This window comes from Marinobacterium profundum, assembly GCF_001528745.1.
Lineage (GTDB): Bacteria > Pseudomonadota > Gammaproteobacteria > Pseudomonadales > Balneatricaceae > Marinobacterium_A > Marinobacterium_A profundum.
Genome location: NZ_BCNS01000103.1, coordinates 42,800 through 61,272, shown reverse-complemented (window position 1 = coordinate 61,272; position 18,473 = coordinate 42,800). Strand labels below are relative to the sequence as shown.

Annotated in this window: 15 protein-coding genes and 1 tRNA gene; 7 read left to right on the top strand and 9 right to left on the bottom strand. The window is 56.3% G+C overall.

The features are described 5' to 3' along the window. The first annotated feature begins 1,196 nt into the window (after positions 1-1,196). The 3 genes from MPRO_RS10160 to MPRO_RS10150 are packed head-to-tail and all read left to right on the top strand — an operon-like array spanning position 1,197 to position 4,992. Positions 1,197-2,348 carry an N-acetyltransferase DgcN family protein gene (locus tag MPRO_RS10160; RefSeq protein ID WP_067291368.1) on the top strand — a complete coding sequence of 384 codons (1,152 nt, stop codon included), beginning with the start codon at positions 1,197-1,199 and terminating at the stop codon, positions 2,346-2,348. Continuing rightward, positions 2,345-3,487, top strand: coding sequence for an alanine/ornithine racemase family PLP-dependent enzyme (locus tag MPRO_RS10155; protein ID WP_067291365.1), 1,143 nt, complete (start codon positions 2,345-2,347; stop codon positions 3,485-3,487). The genes MPRO_RS10160 and MPRO_RS10155 overlap by 4 nt, the downstream gene beginning before the upstream one ends. Further along, positions 3,484-4,992, top strand: coding sequence for a M81 family metallopeptidase (locus MPRO_RS10150; RefSeq protein WP_067291362.1), 1,509 nt, complete (start codon positions 3,484-3,486; stop codon positions 4,990-4,992). The genes MPRO_RS10155 and MPRO_RS10150 overlap by 4 nt, the downstream gene beginning before the upstream one ends. 111 nt (positions 4,993-5,103) lie before the next feature. On the opposite strand, the gene MPRO_RS10145 is transcribed toward MPRO_RS10150, so the two are convergent. Next, the gene (locus MPRO_RS10145) at positions 5,104-6,033 is read right to left on the bottom strand and encodes a LysR substrate-binding domain-containing protein (protein WP_082708630.1); all 930 of its coding nucleotides are present in this window, start codon (positions 6,031-6,033) and stop codon (positions 5,104-5,106) included. A 98-nt stretch (positions 6,034-6,131) separates the two neighbouring features. Between MPRO_RS10145 and MPRO_RS10140 the strand changes: the two genes are divergently transcribed. Both MPRO_RS10140 and MPRO_RS10135 read left to right on the top strand, forming a co-directional pair. Continuing rightward, entirely contained in the window at positions 6,132-6,836 is a 705-nt protein-coding gene (locus MPRO_RS10140; RefSeq protein ID WP_067291358.1) for an SDR family oxidoreductase, read from the top strand. A 68-nt stretch (positions 6,837-6,904) separates the two neighbouring features. Next, complete coding sequence (locus MPRO_RS10135) at positions 6,905-7,834, top strand: DMT family transporter (RefSeq protein WP_067291356.1); 930 nt, start codon at positions 6,905-6,907, stop codon at positions 7,832-7,834. 73 nt (positions 7,835-7,907) lie between these two features. Here the strand turns inward: MPRO_RS10135 and MPRO_RS10130 are convergent, their stop codons facing one another. Next, positions 7,908-8,801, bottom strand: coding sequence for a LysR family transcriptional regulator (locus MPRO_RS10130; protein WP_067291354.1), 894 nt, complete (start codon positions 8,799-8,801; stop codon positions 7,908-7,910). 110 nt (positions 8,802-8,911) lie between these two features. Next, a complete protein-coding gene (locus MPRO_RS10125) occupies positions 8,912-10,645 on the bottom strand; it encodes a BCCT family transporter (protein WP_067291350.1) in 1,734 nt (577 codons plus the stop codon). Between the two features lie 405 nt (positions 10,646-11,050). Between MPRO_RS10125 and MPRO_RS10120 the strand changes: the two genes are divergently transcribed. Continuing rightward, positions 11,051-11,941 carry a LysR substrate-binding domain-containing protein gene (locus MPRO_RS10120; protein WP_082708628.1) on the top strand — a complete coding sequence of 297 codons (891 nt, stop codon included), beginning with the start codon at positions 11,051-11,053 and terminating at the stop codon, positions 11,939-11,941. Positions 11,942-12,248: 307 nt separating this feature from the next. Then, positions 12,249-13,415 (top strand): TauD/TfdA family dioxygenase, encoded by a 1,167-nt coding sequence (locus MPRO_RS10115; protein ID WP_067291345.1) that lies wholly within the window; start codon positions 12,249-12,251, stop codon positions 13,413-13,415. Positions 13,416-13,602: 187 nt separating this feature from the next. On the opposite strand, the gene MPRO_RS10110 is transcribed toward MPRO_RS10115, so the two are convergent. From MPRO_RS10110 to pheT, 6 genes are all read right to left on the bottom strand, one after another. Continuing rightward, entirely contained in the window at positions 13,603-13,863 is a 261-nt protein-coding gene (locus tag MPRO_RS10110; protein ID WP_067291343.1) for a hypothetical protein, read from the bottom strand. A 307-nt stretch (positions 13,864-14,170) separates the two neighbouring features. Further along, entirely contained in the window at positions 14,171-15,073 is a 903-nt protein-coding gene (locus MPRO_RS10105) for a hypothetical protein (RefSeq protein WP_158651783.1), read from the bottom strand. Between the two features lie 179 nt (positions 15,074-15,252). Further along, positions 15,253-15,329, bottom strand: a tRNA-Pro gene (locus MPRO_RS10100). A gap of 84 nt (positions 15,330-15,413) precedes the next feature. Next, positions 15,414-15,773: a MerR family transcriptional regulator gene (locus tag MPRO_RS10095; protein WP_102136296.1), complete on the bottom strand. Its 360-nt coding sequence runs from the start codon at positions 15,771-15,773 to the stop codon at positions 15,414-15,416. Next, the gene (gene ihfA, locus MPRO_RS10090; RefSeq protein ID WP_067291336.1) at positions 15,751-16,056 is read right to left on the bottom strand and encodes an integration host factor subunit alpha; all 306 of its coding nucleotides are present in this window, start codon (positions 16,054-16,056) and stop codon (positions 15,751-15,753) included. The genes MPRO_RS10095 and ihfA overlap by 23 nt, the downstream gene beginning before the upstream one ends. A gap of 17 nt (positions 16,057-16,073) precedes the next feature. After that, a complete protein-coding gene (gene pheT / locus MPRO_RS10085) occupies positions 16,074-18,452 on the bottom strand; it encodes a phenylalanine--tRNA ligase subunit beta (protein WP_067291333.1) in 2,379 nt (792 codons plus the stop codon). Between the last annotated feature and the right edge of the window lie 21 nt (positions 18,453-18,473).

Here is an 18,473-nt window from a genome sequence, read left to right as displayed (position 1 = left end):
GTCTCAAGTGAGGCGCATATTTTAGCGTCTCGGTGTTTTAAGTCAACTCTTATTTTCAACATTTTCGACCGAAGCCGAGGAGAAAAACGAGTGACTCACAAGCCGATACAGCCGGCCAATTTATCAAGCTAAACACTTGAAAATCAACCACTTACTTCCGACTTGCTCGCTTTGGTCGGTGGCTGTTAAAGCCGCTTTCCCTAAGCGAGGTGCGCATTCTACATTGCCCCCGATCAGAGTCAACAGCCCCTTTGAATTTAATAACGAATAAGTGCAAAAAGAGGCTAATCAAACTCTAAAACGGCTGATCGACGGCAATATAGATCACCCGACAACCAGCAGTGCACATTTAAATCATTACGCCCTGGTTAATAAATAGACAATCCATGCTCTGGACTCTCTTATCTATATAGAGAGTTCGTGGATTGATGGGTTTCGCTTCGCTGCACCGCATCCTACTTGTGGAGGTCGGGCCCAGAACCGGTTGGAACGGATGTAGGCTGGGTGCAGGCCCGAAGGGGTGTAACCCAACAATGAACCATCGGTTGATGGGTTTCGCTTCGCTGCACCGCATCCTACTTGTGGAGGTCGGGCCCAGAACCGGTTGGAACGGATGTAGGTTGGGTGCAGGCCCGAAGGGCCGTAACCCAACAATAAACCATTGATGGGTTGCGCTTCGCTACACCACATCCTACCTGTGGAGGTCGGGCCCAGAGCCGGTTGGAACGAATGTAGGTTGGATGCAGGCCCGAAGGGGTGTAACCCAACAATGAACCATTGATGGGTTGACGCTTCGCTGCATCCTAGGTGATGGAAATAGAGCCGATTGGAGCGGAAGGTTGCTAGCCGCCGTTCGGTACTCAACGGGCTTGCTCCGTAATCCGGGGCCCAACTATGTTAGTATGTACTTTCACCCCACCGCTTAGTGGGGACCTCTTGTTGACATCCGACCCAGGTCGGCACGATCCAGCTGCCCTTCTGAGCCTCCGTCATACAGAGGTTATTTCATGTCTGATATTCCGCAACATCCCCCACAGGCCCGCTTCTATTCACCCCAGGGCCCGCCCGCCACTGATGACCAAGCCTTAGCCACGCCAAGGTCCGCTTTACCGCTTCATCCTTCACCAGACACACCATTTTCCAGCACTGCCCCGAACGACACCCGAGTTTCCTCTTTCCAACCTACGCCTGCACACTTGACCTCCCCCGCCACGGCCACCTTTGAGCGTGCAGCACCCTCACAATCCCCTGGTGAACCCAAGCGGCTCACAACGGCCATTGTTTATTGTGAAGCGAACTTCGGCGCCATCGACGGCAAGACCGCCAACGGCCTCGTACGACACTCGGAAAAGTACGAGATCCTGTCGATCATCGACAGCCAGAAGGCCGGACAAGACGCCGGTATGGTGCTTGACGGAATAGCGAATGCCATTCCTATCTGCCGGGATCTGGCTGATGCACTGTCACGAACTGACACACTGCCCGACTTTTTCATCTTCGGAATGGCGCCATCCAGCGGCATGCTATCGGCCGCTGAGCGCAGTCTGGTGCTCGATGCCATTGGTTTGGGCATGAATATAGTCAACGGCCTGCATGAGTTTCTGAACGACGACCCAGAATTTGTTTCTGCAAGCAGCGCTAATGGCGTAACTATTCTGGATGTCCGCCGCCCCCGCGCCAGTAAAGACCTGCGGATGTTCAGCGGTCGCATCGCACAGGTGACCTGCCCGCGTATTGCCGTGCTGGGCACTGACTGCGCCATTGGCAAACGCACCACGGCAACCATCCTCACCCGTGCACTGCGGGATCGTGGTCTGAACGTGGTGATGGTCGGCACCGGCCAAACGGGCTTGATACAGGGCGCACGTTACGGTATCGCCCTGGACGCAGTGCCTTCGCAGTTTTGCGCCGGCGAACTGGAAGCGATCATTTTTGATGCCTTTGAAGCTGAACAACCCGATGTGATCATTATTGAAGGACAGGGAGCGCTGAGCCACCCGGCGTTTTCGACCACCTCATTTATCCTGCGTGGCAGCTGCCCCACCGGCGTCATCCTGCAGCATGCACCGGGCCGCACCTACCGTTGCGACTTCGACCGGATGCCCATGCCGCTGCCGGCCGCCGAGATTAATCTGATCCAGACCTTTTCCGATACCCGGGTCATTGGACTGACTCTCAACCATGAAAACATGACCGATGATGAAGTCAGCACGGCCGTCGATGCCTACGAGCTCGAACTGGGCATACCGGCCACAGATGCGCTGACCCGCTCACCGGATCGCCTTGTAGACATAGTGCTGAGGGCATTTCCTGAACTTGGGGAAAAGCTCAACGCGCACGCACAATGAGTGCGCCGCGCCTTGAAGTCGATCTCGACAAGATTCATCACAATGCCCGCACACTGGTCACGCGATTAGCCGCCCGCGGTATCTCGGTTACTGCGGTGATGAAGGCAAGCCTCGGCTCACCCGAAATCGCTCGTACTATGCTGCAGGCAGGTGTGTGCATGATCGGCGACTCGCGCATGGAGAACATCGAAGCCATGCGCCGCGCAGGCATCAGCGCACCAATGATGCTGATACGCGCCCCCATGATCAGCGATGTGCAGCGGGTGATTCATTACGCTGATATAAGCCTCAACAGCGAGCTCGACGTCATTCGCCACCTTTCAGACGCAGCCAGAGCTGTCGGAAAGGCGCACGCTGTCGTGCTGATGGTTGAACTTGGCGACCTGCGCGAAGGGATTATGCCGGCCGACCTTGAACGCACCGCAGGCCTGGTACTTGATATGCCAAATATCGAGTTAAAGGGTATAGGCGCCAATCTGGCGTGTCACTGCGGCGTGTCTCCGGACAGCCGCAATATGGATCAGCTGTCCGCACTGGCGCGCTCGGTGGAAACCGCCTTCGGCATTTCCCTGGATATAGTGACAGGCGGCAACTCAGCCAACTTGAACTGGGCCTTCAGCGATGCCGACAGCGGCCGCATCAACAACCTGCGGCTGGGTGAATCCATTCTGCTGGGATGTGAACCCCTGCACCGCCAGCCGATTGATGGTCTCTATACCGATGCCATTACCCTGGTCGCCGAAGTGATCGAATCGAAGATCAAGCCAACCCAGCCCTGGGGGGAGATCGCCCAGACCGCCTTCGGCGAAAAGGCCCCGCCGGCGGATCGGGGTGACATTGCCCAGGCGATTCTGGCCATCGGCCGACAGGACGTGGACCCCGACGGCCTCAGCAGCCCCGCGGGGATCGATATTATCGACGCCAGTAGCGATCACCTCATCATCGACTGCGGCGACCATCCCCTGGCCGTCGGTGCCGAGGTGCGCTTTCAGCTCAATTACAGCGCGACTGTGCGCAGCATGACCTCACCCTTTGTCACCAAGGTACTGCACGCATCTCGCCCAGGCGGCACAGCAATCCCTGTGACAGCGCCCGCGGCTGCGAGCCCAACGATCAATAACCCACGGAAGATCGCATGAGTTTCAACGTTCTTACGGCTGAGTTTTCCCACGAAACCAACTCCTTCAGCCTGCACAAAACAGGCAGAGAGGCCTTCATGGCCCGCTATGTGCTGAAGGGTGAAGCCGCCCTTGCCGAGCGCGGCGATGAGAATACCGAACTCGCCGGTTTTCTCGACGCCGGGCGGGCACATCACTGGCAGCTTGAGCATGTACTGAGCGCGGCGGCAGGGCCCAGCGGCAAGGTCAGACGCCAGGCGTTTGACTGGCTCTGCGAACCCATACTCGCGGCCATCAGGCTCAAGCGCTTCGACGGAATTCTGCTCGGGCTCCACGGTGCCATGGGGCTCGATTTCTGCGAAGACGGTGAAGGCGAGCTGCTTGCACGTATCCGCACGCTGGTCGGCCCGGATCTGCCCATCGCTATCACCCTGGATCCACACGCCAATGTCAGCCGCCAGATGTGTGCGCTCGCCGACATTATTGTGTCCTTCAAAACCTACCCGCATATTGATATGCGCAAAGCGGGTCGCCATGCAGGCGAAATTCTGCAACGTACCATGGCGGGCGAGATTCACCCCCGCACGATCCGCGTGAGCCGGCCAATGCTGGAAGAGGTCAATGGCGGGCGCACCGATATAGGCCCCATGATCGAGCGCATGGCAATTGCACGGGCTTATGAAGAGACGGACGATGTTTTCGCGGTCAGTATTAATGCAGGTTTTGCCAGTGCCGATGTGGTGGAGGTCGGGCCCACGGTGCTGGTAACGGCACAGGGCGATTTCAGCGCCCACAGTGCCTTCGCCGAAACCCTGGCCGATGATATCTGGAACCGCCGCTTCGAGGTGCTGAACGATTATCTCAGCGTGGAACAAGCGGCGAATATCGCTGCCCAGTATAAGCCGACCGAGGGTCCGCTGGTGATCGCCGACTATGCCGACAACCCGGGTGCCGGAGGCTACGGTGACGCCACCGAGCTATTGCGGGCGCTGCTTGACGCCGATGTCGGCAACGCCTGTTTTGGCCCCCTGGTCGATTCCAGCGCTGTGAAGAAACTGCGCGACGCTGTGATCGGTCAATCCGTTCAGATCACTCTGGGTGGCGTTACCGATCCCCGCTTCGGCGGCGGTCCCCTGACCCTGGAAGGCGAGCTGGTATCCGTCAGCGATGGGCATTTTATTGGTGACGGTCCCATGATCCACGGACTTCACGGCAGTTTCGGCCCCAGTGCTGTGCTGCGGGTAGCCGGTATCGAGATACTGGTGGTCAGCATCGCCCGGCAGATACTCGATCTGCAGCAATTCAAAGCCTTCGGCATAGACCCGCAGCACAAAAACGTCGTCGCATTGAAGTCGATGCAGCACTTTCGCGCCGCATTCGAACCCATTGCCGGACACGTCATCGTGTGCGACAGCGGCGCCCTCTGCACCCCCCGCTATGACCTGCTGCCCTATCGCAACGTACCGCGACCCATTTTTCCGCTCGACAAGGATATGGAGCTATCGACTCGTCCGATCACTATTTAAAGAAGGGATGCTTCATCATTGGGCCTTCCTTGGCACAGGAGGTCCAATGCGAATACCCCTCCCGAGAATAAGGCCAGCCTGCCCACACAACTACACCCCTTCTCTCCCAAATTAAGGGCCCGCAGGCTCAATTGCCCTTCCCTGGGCCAGCAGCCAGTCAATCACACGGCCGCAGGCTGACTCGGGCCCACTCGGCTGCGCAGTCATAATGTAGAAGCCCGCATCTGTATCGAGTTGCAACTGATTATTGAGCGCATGCACCAGAGTGCCCGCATGCAATGCCGCCTCAACAAACAGCCAGGGCACCAGCGCAACCCCCATCCCCTGCTCCGCCGCCTCTATCGCATGACTCGTCTGGGAGAATACCGGGCCCGATATTTTCACGCCCGGCCGCCCGCAGGACTCGAACCAGCGCTGCCAGTTCTTGTGACTGTCTGAGATCAGTGGCAACTCATCCAGATTGTCAGGGCTCAGTGCCTTGCTGTTGCTCAGCAGAGCCGGGGCACAGACAGGAATGGAACTGGCCGGTAGCAGGAAGCGGGCATGGCTTTCGGCAAAAGGCGGAGCGCCCCAGCGAATCGCCATATCAACGCAGCCCTTGCCACTGAGTGGCCGGGCAGTATCGCAGGCGTCAATCATCACGGCGATATCCGGGTTGGCGCGGGAGAACTCCGGCAAACGCGGAATCAGCCAGCGACTGGCGAAGGTCGATGTGGTGCTGACAATCAGCCGCCCAGCCTCGTCCGGCGTATCCCGATGCAATAGCTCCCGCGTGGCCTCGTCGATAATGCCCAGCGCCAGACGCAGCCGGGTGATATATTCGCGGCCCTGCCGGTTTGCGCTCAGCCCGCGGGGCAAGCGATCAAACAGCGGACAGTCAAATTCCTTTTCCAGCGCCCGCACCTGCTGCGCCACTGCCCCCTGGGTTAGCGACATTTCCTCGGCGGCGGCACGAAAGCTGCCAAGGCGCGCGGTTGCTTCAAGCGCGATCAGATGATTCAGTGTTGGCAAGAGTCCACGACCGGCTCCCCATCTTCTCATCCTGTAGTTTTCCTACTGTCTTTGTTGCTCAATCATGATTGGTCGATCTTCCGCAAGTCAGGCTTGATAGGCAACAGAAACAAACACGGGAGATCAAGATGTCACACCAGAAAGTAGCCATTGTAACAGCAGGCGGAAGTGGCATGGGCGCAGCGGCAGCACGCAAACTGGCAGCAGAGGGTTTTCGCGTCGCCATTCTTTCATCGTCTGGCAAGGGTGAGGCCCTGGCCGAAGAACTGGGCGGCATAGGTGTAACCGGATCCAACCTGTGCAACGACGACCTGCAACGGCTCATCGACAAGGTCATCGCCACATGGGGCCGCATTGATGTACTGGTTAACAGCGCCGGTCACGGCCCGCGGGGGCCGGTACTCGAACTCAGCGATGACGACTGGCACAGCGGCATGGACGTCTATTTTCTCAGTGCCGTGCGCCCCACCCGACTGGTAACCCCATTCATGCTTGAACAGGGCGCTGGCGTTATTATCAATATCTCGACCTTCGCCGCCTTTGAGCCGGACGCGGTTTTCCCGACCTCGGGCGTGTTCCGGGCGGGCCTGGCGGCCTTCACCAAGCTGTTTTCCGACAAGTACGCCGCCAACAACATCCGCATGAACAATGTACTGCCGGGCTTTATCGACAGCCTGCCCGAAAAAGCGGAGTTCCGTGACCGCATACCGATGCAGCGTTACGGCAAGGTAGAGGAAATCGCCGATGTTATCGGCTTTCTCGCCTCCGATGGCGGTGGCTATATCACCGGCCAGAACCTGCGCGTCGACGGCGGTATTACCCGCTCGGTTTAAAGCCGTGGTAAAACGCAGACGCGACCATCGCCTTTCTCTTTATATGGATACATAACCGGGAGCCACCCTTGGACGCTCGACAGCCGCTTGATACCAAAGCCACCAGCCTGATGCTCATGTTCTGCCTGATCATGAGCCTGCAGCAAATCACCCTCAAGGCCACGGCCGAGGACATGTCGCCGGTGCTGCAGATAGCGTTGCGCTCCGGTATCAGCGCCCTGCTGGTCTGGCTGTTTATGCAGGCCCGCGGTGAGCGCCTGCACTTTGCCGATGGCAGCTGGAAGCCCGGCCTCCTTATTGGCGCCCTGTTTGCCACCGAGTATCTGTTGATGGGGGAAAGCCTGCGCCACACCAGCGCCTCCCATGTGATTACCTTCATGTACAGCGCACCTATATTTGCAGCCCTGGGGCTGCACTGGAAGGTTGCATCAGAACGCCTAGCGCCCCTGCAGTGGTTCGGTATCCTGCTGGCATTTGGCGGCATTGCGGTGGCGTTTCTGGGACGGGATTCGAACAACAACGCAGACCTGCTATCCATGCTCTGGGGCGATGCCCTGGCACTTATGGCGGGTGCGGCCTGGGGCACAACAACCGTATTGATCAGAAGCACCAGCCTCTCGCAGCTGCCGGCCACCCAGACCCTGCTCTATCAGCTGTCGATTGCCTTTGTCGTGCTGCTGGTATTTGCCCTGGCTCAGGGACAGATTAGCGTCAACCCGACGCCCGCGCTTTGGGCAAGCCTGGCGTTCCAGTCGGTGATAGTGTCTTTTGCCAGTTTCCTGGTCTGGTTCTGGCTGTTGCGCAACTACCTGGCCTCGCGTCTTGGGACCTTTTCGTTCCTCACGCCGCTGTTCGGTGTTGTGCTGGGCGCCTGGCTGCTCAGCGAACCCCTGGAGCCCGGTTTCCTGTTCGGCGCCTTGTTGGTCATGTGCGGTATTGTGCTGGTGAGTGGCTATGGCCTGCTGAAACAGGCCGGCACCTACCTGAAAGGTATCTGATGCCGTAGTGGATATCCGCGGTATACCAGCAAACCCCGATATACCGCCTCATAAGGGCGTGCCTCAACCAGGTTCACACAACAGCGGGTGCCGACAGACATGACGCCATCATTTCGCTATAACTGGGGGCAAAGGCGCGCAGGCTCTCAATGGCACCTTCGTAACTCTCGTTTCTGGATGCATCCTTGCGATAGACGGCATAAACAGGCTGCAGAATTTCGGGCGCGCCTGCCACACGAAAAAAGCCCCCGTCGTCGATCAGCTTGCGGGCACGCCAGGCCGGCAGGTAGGCCGATCCGCCCTTGGTATTGAGATAATCGATAGCCATGGTACCCAGGCCCATGGTCACCCTGCGTGCCTTTAGCTCGGGGATCGCCTGAGCATGGGCATGACGAAATCCAAGGCACCAGTCGATATAGACGTACTTGTCCCGATCAAGCCCCGCCAAGTCACAGGCTTCGGTCGAAATAAGCACAAAGACATCATCGAACAATTTGGTAATCTCGATATCCAGCAATATCCGGGGCTGGTACATCACAGCGATATCCAACTCCCTTTGCACGATTTGCTCCATCATCGAGATGGAGTAGTCAGACTCAACATGCAGAGCTATGTTGGGATAGCGTTCGCTCATCCAGATGATCCAGCTGTTGACGAATTTTTCCCAGATACTGAACTGGGTTCCCATCCGCAGCACGCCCTCGTAACCACGGGGCAATGACAGCTCTTGCCTTGCCTGGCGCCAGACCTCGCTGATTTGCAGCGCATATTGGCGGAATTTTGCACCCGAGCTGGTCAGTTCTGCGCCGAACCGCCCGCGCGTAAAAAGCGTGACACCCAGAGTCTCTTCCAGTGCTTTTATGCGTGTACTCACGGCGGACTGGGTGACTGACAAATTTTCCGCTGTACGGTTAAAATTCTGACTGTTGGCCACATCGAGAAATGTTTCAATCTGGGCAATATTCATCTATATCTCCGGTTGTGCTCGAGTGACACCCATCATCGAGCACCCAATAGCAAAAAGGCCTCTACAATTCCTGCAGAGGCCTTTCCTCAGATCAAGCTGGCACTACACCGCTACGAAAGGTCGCGCATCTCCCGCTCGATGAGTTTCTTAACCTGCTCCTCATTATCAATCACGCTTTCCCCGTCTTTGCGCAGGGATTTTAGCAAGCCAATCATCATCGCGATCAACACGAAGCTGAACGGCAAAGCGCCCGCAATCGAAGCAGCCTGCAGGGACTTCAGCGCCTGGTCTCCACCCAGCAGCAGTACCACCAGAGTCACTGCGCCCAGCACCATGCCCCAGATAATCCGTTGCTGGATCGGAGGCCGCTGACCAAAGGCCAGCAGACGCCCCAACACCAGAGTGCCGGAATCCGCGGAGGTCACAAAGAAAATCACCACCACAATCAATGCCGCAACCTTGGCGATGGTTGCAATAGGGCCTGGCGTCAACACATCAAAGGAGCGGAATATGGTGCCCGCATAGTCCCAGTTGTTCACGGCGGCATTATATATCTGCATATCGGCGCCATAAATGGATTCATAAATGCCAGCCGACCCAATAACGCCAAACCAGAGCAGCGCCACCAGGGAAGGTATAATCATCACACCCATCATGAACTCACGGATCGTTCTGCCACGGGAAATCCGGGCGATAAACATGCCGACGAATCCAGCCCAGGCGATCCACCAGCCCCAGTAGAATATCGTCCAGCCACCTTGCCAAACCCGCTCTTCAGGGCTGCGCGCCGTCCAGAGGGACATGGACACGGCATCTGAAACGTAATCGCCCAAGGCCGTGACCGTGCTTGAGATCATATAGTTGGTATTACTGGCCAACAGGAAATACGCCAGTATGGCAATGCAAACCCAGGTGTTGAAAGTCGACAGCACCTTGATGCCGCGGGCGACACCACTGGTGGCCGATGCCGTAGCGATAGCACTGATCAGCACAATGGAGACGACTGTGACAGTCTGGGATTTTTCTTCCAGCAAGCCCAGCGAAATCAGGCCAGAGCCTATCTGCTCGACCCCAAGCCCAAGTGTTGTCGCTATCCCGAAAATGGTACCAAATACGGTCAGGATATCGACCGTGTGCCCAATAGGACCATAGATCTTGTTGCCAATCAGCGGATAGAGGGCTGAACGCATCGAGAGCGGCAGACCTTTGCGGAACGAAAAATACGCCAGCGAGAGACCGACGATGCCGTACATGGCCCAGGCGACGGTGCCCCAATGGAAAATGGTTAGTTTGAGCCCGCCTGCCGCGGCCTCTGCAACCTGACTGCTAGGCACAGGAAAACCTGCGTCTCCCGGCAGCAGGCCATTATTCAGCGCCAGCTGTTTGGCTTCGAAGAAGACCGCGACCGCAGCTTTGACGTCTGCACTGAGGAATGGGTTACCGCCACTCCAGCCGCTGGCAAAATGTATCATCGGCTCGGACATAGAGAAGAACAGCATTCCGGCCCCGGTTCCACAGCCAAAAAGCATTGAAAACCACGCAAAATTGCTGAATTCCGGCCGGTCATCATCACGGCCTAGGCGGATCTTGCCAACCCTGGAGCACATGACATACATGCACACCACGAAGGTCGAGAACATCACCAGCACGTAATACCAGCCCAGCGTGCTCTCAATCCATGATTTGAGACCCAGAAACTGATCACTGGCTGTTTTGCCCAACAGCACCGCATACAAAATAAAGAACACGACCATAACGATCGCCGTTATTCCGAGCGTCGAGTTCAACCCCTTTAACACCCCACGCTGCTCTATAAGAGCGTCTAACTGATCGGCTCTCAGCATACCCTCACCTCCATTATGAATTGCTTTATGAACCTGGCGGACAGGTTGCTTCGTCGTCTGGCTGCCTGTAAATCACGCCACAAACCCTTGAACCCAAAGTACCGGGCACAGATACACAGGCATGCATTTTGTCGCTCGTATTGGGTCTGTCGTTATGGAACCGCCCAATAATTAAGCTCCCCACTTTTAAGCACTAATACTTCGTGTATGCAGTACCGGCCAGCTGAGCGCGCGCTCTAACCCCGAATTCGGCGACTCGTCGCACCCTCGCATTCTCTGAATCGGTGCCCCAGCCCTGAGTGCATTATTGGCCCCAATCTCATCGGAAACCTATGCTAGATTGTCATGAAAAGTTATTCTAACAACTTATTCAGGCAATAATAATAAGCTGAGCTTATAGATAAGATGAAATCAGGCCTACCTCCATTGAATTGGCTCAAAACGTTCGAAGTTGCGGCACGGCTGCTCAATTTCAGTGCAGCTGCGCGGGAAATCAACATGACCCAGTCAGCCGTCAGCCAGCAGATCCGCCTGCTGGAGGATCATCTGGGCGAACCCTTGTTCAACCGCAAGCACAGGCGCGTATCCCTCACCAATAAAGGCATGTCCTATCTGCCCGTCGTGCAGAGTGCAATTAACGGCCTTAGACGCAGTACGGCCGATATTTTTTCTCCGGTTTCCAGCGGCGAGCTCGTTATTGAAGTCAACATGGCGTTTGGTTTGGGTTGGCTGGCCCCCAGGCTGAATAATTTCTGTAGCCGCTATCCAGGGCTCAGGCTGGAGATCCGACATTCAAACTGGGATCAGGACTTTGACAAGGAGCCAGTCGACCTTTCCATCAGGCATGGCCGAGGCAGCTGGCCCGGGCAGGCTAGCAGACCACTGCTGACACCTCGCCTCAAGCCATATTGCGCCGCCTCACTCTCCAAGCTGGTACATGATCCGATGGATCTGCTGTCGTTACCGCTGATCGATATACTCGGCAATCACCAGGGGTGGACAGACTGGTTCCTTAAAGTCGGTGTGGATGACTCAGCCGCGCTCAAACACAGAGTAGATAGCGTCGCCATAGCGATAAATATGGCGCAGTCTGGTCTGGGCGTATTTTTAGGATACGAGGATCTGATCAGCACCACCAGCCTGCGGGACAAACTGCACGCGCCCTTCGATATCTGGATAGACACTGTGGAAAACTATCACCTGACCTACCCAGAAGGACGCCCCCTGTCCAGCGCGGCCAAAGCATTTATAGACTGGATGATGGACGAACTCGCCCCCCTGCAAGAACGCAGTTGAGCCAGATTTCATTGGCGCCACGAGTTTTTGCGCAAGAGAAGCACTGCCAATTCAATCACTTTTTGCGATTAATATGACAGTTATAAATCGCTATTCGTTCATTCAGCGCTTCAGTAACATAGCCTTATCGCCTGCCTCCCTCGCCAACAGGCTGCACGCAGACCTCCATCGCGCGGCCCCCAAGGCCTGATCGGGAAGGTCGAGGCGTCTAAGTCAAAAGACAGATAACTGCGGTTATCTGAATAGTTGCAAGCATCACACACAAACCCTGTAGCCAGTAAATTTCAGTTCAAACGAGATCGACGTCATGACAACAGCAGTAGTGGAAGTACCGGCACCCTCTGACAGCATCGGTATTCAGGACCATTACCTGGACGAGCGGGTACTGCATATCACCTGGTCCGACGGCAAAGGCTCCAAGTACCATTACCTGTGGTTGCGCGACAACTGCTCCAGTGCATTTCACGCCATTACCGAAGAGCGCACATTCGACCTGCTGAGTGTCAGCGATGATATAAGGCCCACCGCGGTCAGCATCGACGGTGACAAGCTGCATATCGACTGGTCCGAAGGAGAACACCGCAGCACCTACGCCTTCAACTGGTTGCGCCAGTATGCCTATTCTGAAGACTTCGCACAGGATCGTTCGGGCCGTGTCGAAAGCTGGGACAAACACTTTGTCGACGTTATCCCCCAGGGTGACCATGAAGCCATAATGCACAGCGACGCCGCATTACTGACATGGATGGAAGACCTGGCCCGCTACGGCCTGGCACTGGTACGCAATATGCCGTCGACGAACGAAGCCGTGGTCAAGACCGCAGAACGCATTGGCTACCTCAGGCGCACCAATTTCGGCCTCACCTTCGACGTCCGCTCGGTGCCCAAACCCAGCAACCAGGCCTACACCGCCGACGCGCTGCCGCTGCACACAGACCTGCCCAACCACGAAACTCCACCGGGCTACCAGTTTCTGCACTGCCTGAACAACGAGAGCAGCGGCGGAGAATCAATTTTCGTCGATGGTTTCCGTGTACTTGAAGATATTCGTGAAAACGCGCCTGAGGCCTTCGAACTGCTGGCAAACCAGCAGATCCCCTTCCGCTTTCACGATGATGACTACGATATCCGCGAGCACAGGCCCGTCATAAGCCTGAACTATCTGGGTGAAGTAACCGAGCTCAAGTACAACGCACACCTGGCGGATATCTTCGATCTGCCAGAAGACGTAATGCACCAGTACTACCTGGCCTACCGCCTGCTCATGCGCCAGCTGCGCGATCCCCGCTACATGATCCAGCTGCGCCTGGGCGGAGGTGATATGGTCGTGTTCGACAACCGCCGCGTATTGCACGGCCGCCGCCAGTTCGATCCAAGCACCGGCCTGCGCCACCTGCGCGGCACCTACGTCGACCGCACCGAGTTCAGAAGCCGCCTGCGCGTACTGCGCCGCACTCAGGGGCAGGGCAGCTGAAAACAGAAGACTTTCGATTTTCAATTTTTTGACATTTACCAAGCGAACGAAACACCCTGAGGCTGTTGGCGGCAGCCTTAGGGTGGCTCTGTGAAGTTGCCGCCACTCACTGCGAGCTGATCCGTCATGTTGAGCGAGGAATACACTTCAGTCCGCCGTTTGGCGGTCTGCTAATACATATTCCTGATCAACTATCGATATAGGCCTTAACCGCGTGCCCTTCAAAGTACATTCGCCCGTTCGTCACACGATTCAGGGCCGGCGGATTCTTCCCCTTCAGCGGCAGGTTATGCTGCACCGCATGTTTCAAGTCGGTGATCCTGACACCCAGGACACAGGCAACCTCTTCGATAGACAGCATACGATCCCAGTAGCTTGATGCCTGGCTGTTATGCCAGCCAACGCTACCTGTGACGGCCCATGACTTCGACGATGTATCCTGTGTCATTTCAATTTCCTGTGAACTGATGGCGAAGCATCATTGTACCTGCAGTGGGTGCGGTATTGCCGGATAGCTTCCTCCAAGCAAGGCGGACAAAAACCGCTAAAACCCGCCAAAAACCCGCCAAAAACCGCATGCAACAAAGGCCGACAGAAATATCCTACCGGCCTTTGTTTCTTTCAGTATTCCGGCGCAATCTGCTGTGATGCGAAGATATCAGCGATGCCTGGTCCGCATACTATCCCCCGGTGTCAGGGTAGTTGACGTCTGATCAGTTTCATTTAAATCAAAGCACCGAGGGCCCTTTTGATATCTAGGGCCCATACAGGTCGGATAGTGCTTTCGTATAACCTGCTCTTACAGCTGTATGTGTACCATCGGCATACATCTGCATATAACCCTCATTATCCAGCTCTAACCAGAGCCCAAGAGCCGCCTGCAAACCAAACTTGTTCTGCTCAGGATCGACCCCATATAGAAATTTTTCAGGACACTCTACAAGCTCATCTGCATACCACGTTGAACATGCGGGATAGTTTAGGTAACCAACATCGTAGTCATATTCGATAAGCTCGTTGCCGCCGCCAAACTTGACCAACCAATCAGAGGTAACCTGCTTGCCGATGAGGCGAACGCCCTTGCGCCACGCTGTCGCAATGCAAGCGGCCAAATAACCACGGCATTTCCAGTAGCGGAATACCCAGCCATTACAGATGTGAACCCTGAAAACAGGGCGATCGTTTACATGCCCAATCTCCTCGGTGAGAACAATAGCCGCATCGTACTCATCAGGCACATGACCGGGGAGTATGGCATTGAATACATACCCATCTAACGAGTTTCCGCGAGAGATTAGCTCATCAATAAAGCGCTCGAACTCATCTGGTTGCTTATAAAATTGATGTGTTGGATAGGGGGAGTCGATAGATCCTTGCAGCCACTCAAGGTTTACAGCGAAAAGCTCAGCTGCGTCCGAAAGCAGTTCCGGTGATAGCTTACTCAGTAGGCTTTCTGGGCTGCTGACGTCCGCCAAGCTTATCCCTTTTCCGAAGAAGCCGGGAATTTGATTCCGGTGAACGCCATGGGCTTCAAATAGAGCAATAAAGCGTTCAGCGAGGATATCAGAAGATGCATCTTCTTTTTCCGGCTTTTGGACTTGTTTACTCCACGCGATAACTACGCCAACAATAACGACAATACTGCTGGCAATTGCCACTAACTTCTCTGTGGTATAAAGCCAATCCAATGTATCTCACCCCTTTAAGGAGATTACCTCAATTACCGTACAATTCTCTATTGAGACAGTATCGCTAGTCAATATCAATTGGAAACCCCAAAACCCAGATACAACAAAGGCCGGATGCTTTCGCAAACCGGCCTCTGACTTTTGAATATTGGTCGGGACGAAAGGATTTGAACCTTCGACCCCTTGCACCCCATGCAAGTGCGCTACCAGGCTGCGCTACGCCCCGACTGTACCTGAACTGCGGCAATTGCTGCTGCGTTTCAAGTGGTGGGTAATATACCCTAAGGTTTTGATACTGTGAAGTTTTTTCTTAAAAACTTTTAAGCGTACTGAGCAATTCTTCAAGTTCGGTAATGGTCTGGCGCACCAGCTGCTTGTAGCGGGCGGCATCATCCCCTGCCTGCTCACCGGAAAGCCACTGACGGGCACCACTGATGGTGTAGCCCTGTTCGTGCAGCAGGCTGCGTATCTGGCGGATTACCAGTACATCCTGACGCTGGTAATAGCGGCGGTTACTGCGCTTGACCGGGCTGATCTGGTCGAATTCCTGTTCCCAGTAACGCAAGACATGGGTCTTGAGGTCGCAGAGCTTTGCTACCTCGCCGATGGTGAAATAACGCTTATTGGGGATAGGCTCCAGCCGGGGATTACTCAGACCGGCTGTCGGCATAAGTATCTACTCGATCCTTGAGTTTCTGACCCGGACGAAAGGTCACCACCCGCCGTGCACAGATGGGGACCTCTTCACCGGTTTTGGGGTTGCGGCCTGGGCGCTGTCGCTTGTCACGAAGGTCGAAGTTGCCGAAGCCCGACAACTTCACCTGCTCATTTGACGACAAGCTGGCACGAATCTCGTCAAAGAAGGATTCGACCATTTCCTTGGCTTCACGCTTGTTAAGACCGAGCTCTTCGTTCAAACGCTCTGCCATTTCAGCTTTTGTCAAAGAGCCCATGCCTTTCACCCCTGTCATTACTCTCGCAATGTTGCGCCGAACCCGGATTTCAACGCACCGACTACAGCCTGGATAGTTCCGTTAATCTCTTCATCATTAAGAGTGCGTGATGGATGCTGCCAGGTCAAGCCGATGGCCAGACTTTTTCGTCCTGCTTCAATACCTTGGCCCTGATAAACGTCGAACAGTGTGACCTCTTTAAGGTAGTCGCCACCCTCTTTGAGCGCCACTTTACGCAGTGCATCAAAGGCGGTTTTTTCATCAACGATCAGCGCCAGATCGCGCCGCGACTCGGGGAATTTTGACAATTCACTGAAGCGAGGCAGGCGACCATCGGCCAGTATTTCGAGCTTGAGCTCGAACAGGTAGACGGGGCCGTCCAGATCCAGTGACTTGATCAGGTTGGGATGCAGCGCACCCATGAAACCTACAACCTCGCCATCACGCAGGATAGCTGCGCTTTGACCCGGGTGCAGCGCCACATGACTGGCGGACGCGAAGCTGTATTGCTGCGCAGCGCCACCGAGAGCCAGCAGGGATTCAACATGGCCCTTGAGGTCATAGAAATCGACCTTCTGCGCCTTGCCGGTCCAGCCTTCGGGCTCGCGGCTACCGGCAATTACACCGGCAATCACGTTTTCCTGTACCAGCTCCCCGCCCTGGGGCAGGAAGCGCTGACCGCTCTCGAACAGGCGTACACGATCCTGCTGACGGTTCTGATTGTACTGCAGGGCCTTGGCCAAACCCGGCCACAGGCTGGTGCGCATCACCGCCATTTCAGCCGAAATCGGGTTAGCCAGAGCGATGGCGTCGTACTGATCGTCAAACTGTTTTTGCAGCCCGGCTTCGATGAAGCTGTAGGTGATCGCTTCCTGATAACCCAGCGCGACCAGGGTACGGCGCATAACGCGGGTTTCAACGCGGGACTCGACGATCGGCTTGATCGGCAGTGCCGCCATCGGCGTTTTCACCGGCAGGTTGTTGTAACCATAGACGCGGGCCAGCTCTTCAATCAGATCGACTTCGATCTCGATATCAAAGCGGTAAGAAGGCACAGACACATCCCAGACACCGGCCTCGCTCGCGTTCAGCTGCAGCCCCAGACGGGTAAGAATTTCTTCGATCTCGGCGGCGGGCATGTCGAATGCCAGCAGCTGATTAACCCGTGCATGACGCAGACGAATACGTGCGACTTCCGGCAGGTTTTCTTCGCTTTTGACTTCGGTAACCGGGCCCGGCTCACCGCCAACGATTTCCAGCAGCAGCTCGGTGGCGCGTTCGATCGCCTTGCGCTGCAGACGCCAGTCCACGCCACGCTCGAAGCGGTGTGAGGAGTCGGTGTGCAGGCCGTAGGAGCGCGCACGGCCAGCGATGGCCAGGGGCGCAAAGAAGGCGCTTTCAAGGAAGATATCGCGGGTTTCGCTGGTAACACTGCTGCTCTGGCCACCCATGATACCGGCCATGGCCAGCGGGCCTTTCTCGTCGGTAATCAGCAGGGTGCCGGCCTTGAGCTCAATATCCTGGCCATCCAGCAGGGTCAGCTTTTCGCCGTCTTGCGCTTCGCGCACCAGAATGCTGCCGCTGAGCCTGGCCAGATCAAAGGCGTGCATCGGCTGGCCGAGTTCCTGCAGCACATAGTTGGTGACATCCACCACCGGATCTATGGAACGGACACCGGCGCGGCGCAGCTTCTCGACCATCCACAGCGGCGTTACGGCCTGCGGGTTGATGCGACGGATCACACGACCGACGTAACGCGGGCAGGCAGCCTTGGCTTCCAGCACAACGGCGAACGCATCCTTGATAACGGGTTCAACCGGGGCGGGCTCAACGAACTTCACCGCCACCTTGTTCAGCACGCCGACTTCACGGGCAAGGCCGGTGATGCTCAGGCAATCGCCGCGATTGGGGGTCAGATCAACATCGATAATCTTGTCGTTCAGGCCCAGGTAATCACGCAGACAGTGGCCCACTGGCGCATCGGCCGCCAGCTCCATGATACCGCCGTGATCCTGCGACAGACCCAGCTCGTCTTCGGCGCACAGCATGCCGAAGGACTCGACCTGGCGCAGCTTGGCCTTCTTGATCTTGAAGTCGCCGGGCAGAACCGCACCCACCTTGGCGAAAGAGGTCTTGAGCCCTGCGCGGGCATTAGGCGCACCGCACACAACCTGAATCTGCTCGTGGCCGTCGGAAACGACGCACACCTGCAACTTGTCGGCATTGGGGTGAGGCTCCGCGCTCAGGATCTCGCCCACAATAACGCCGGAGAAAGCGCCAGCAACCGGCACAACTTCGTCAACTTCAAGCCCCGCCATGGTGATCTGCGCCACCAGGGTGTCGGTGTCGATCGCCGGGTTAACCAGTTCACGCAACCACTGTTCACTGAATTTCATTCTGCTGTCCTGCCAAATCTG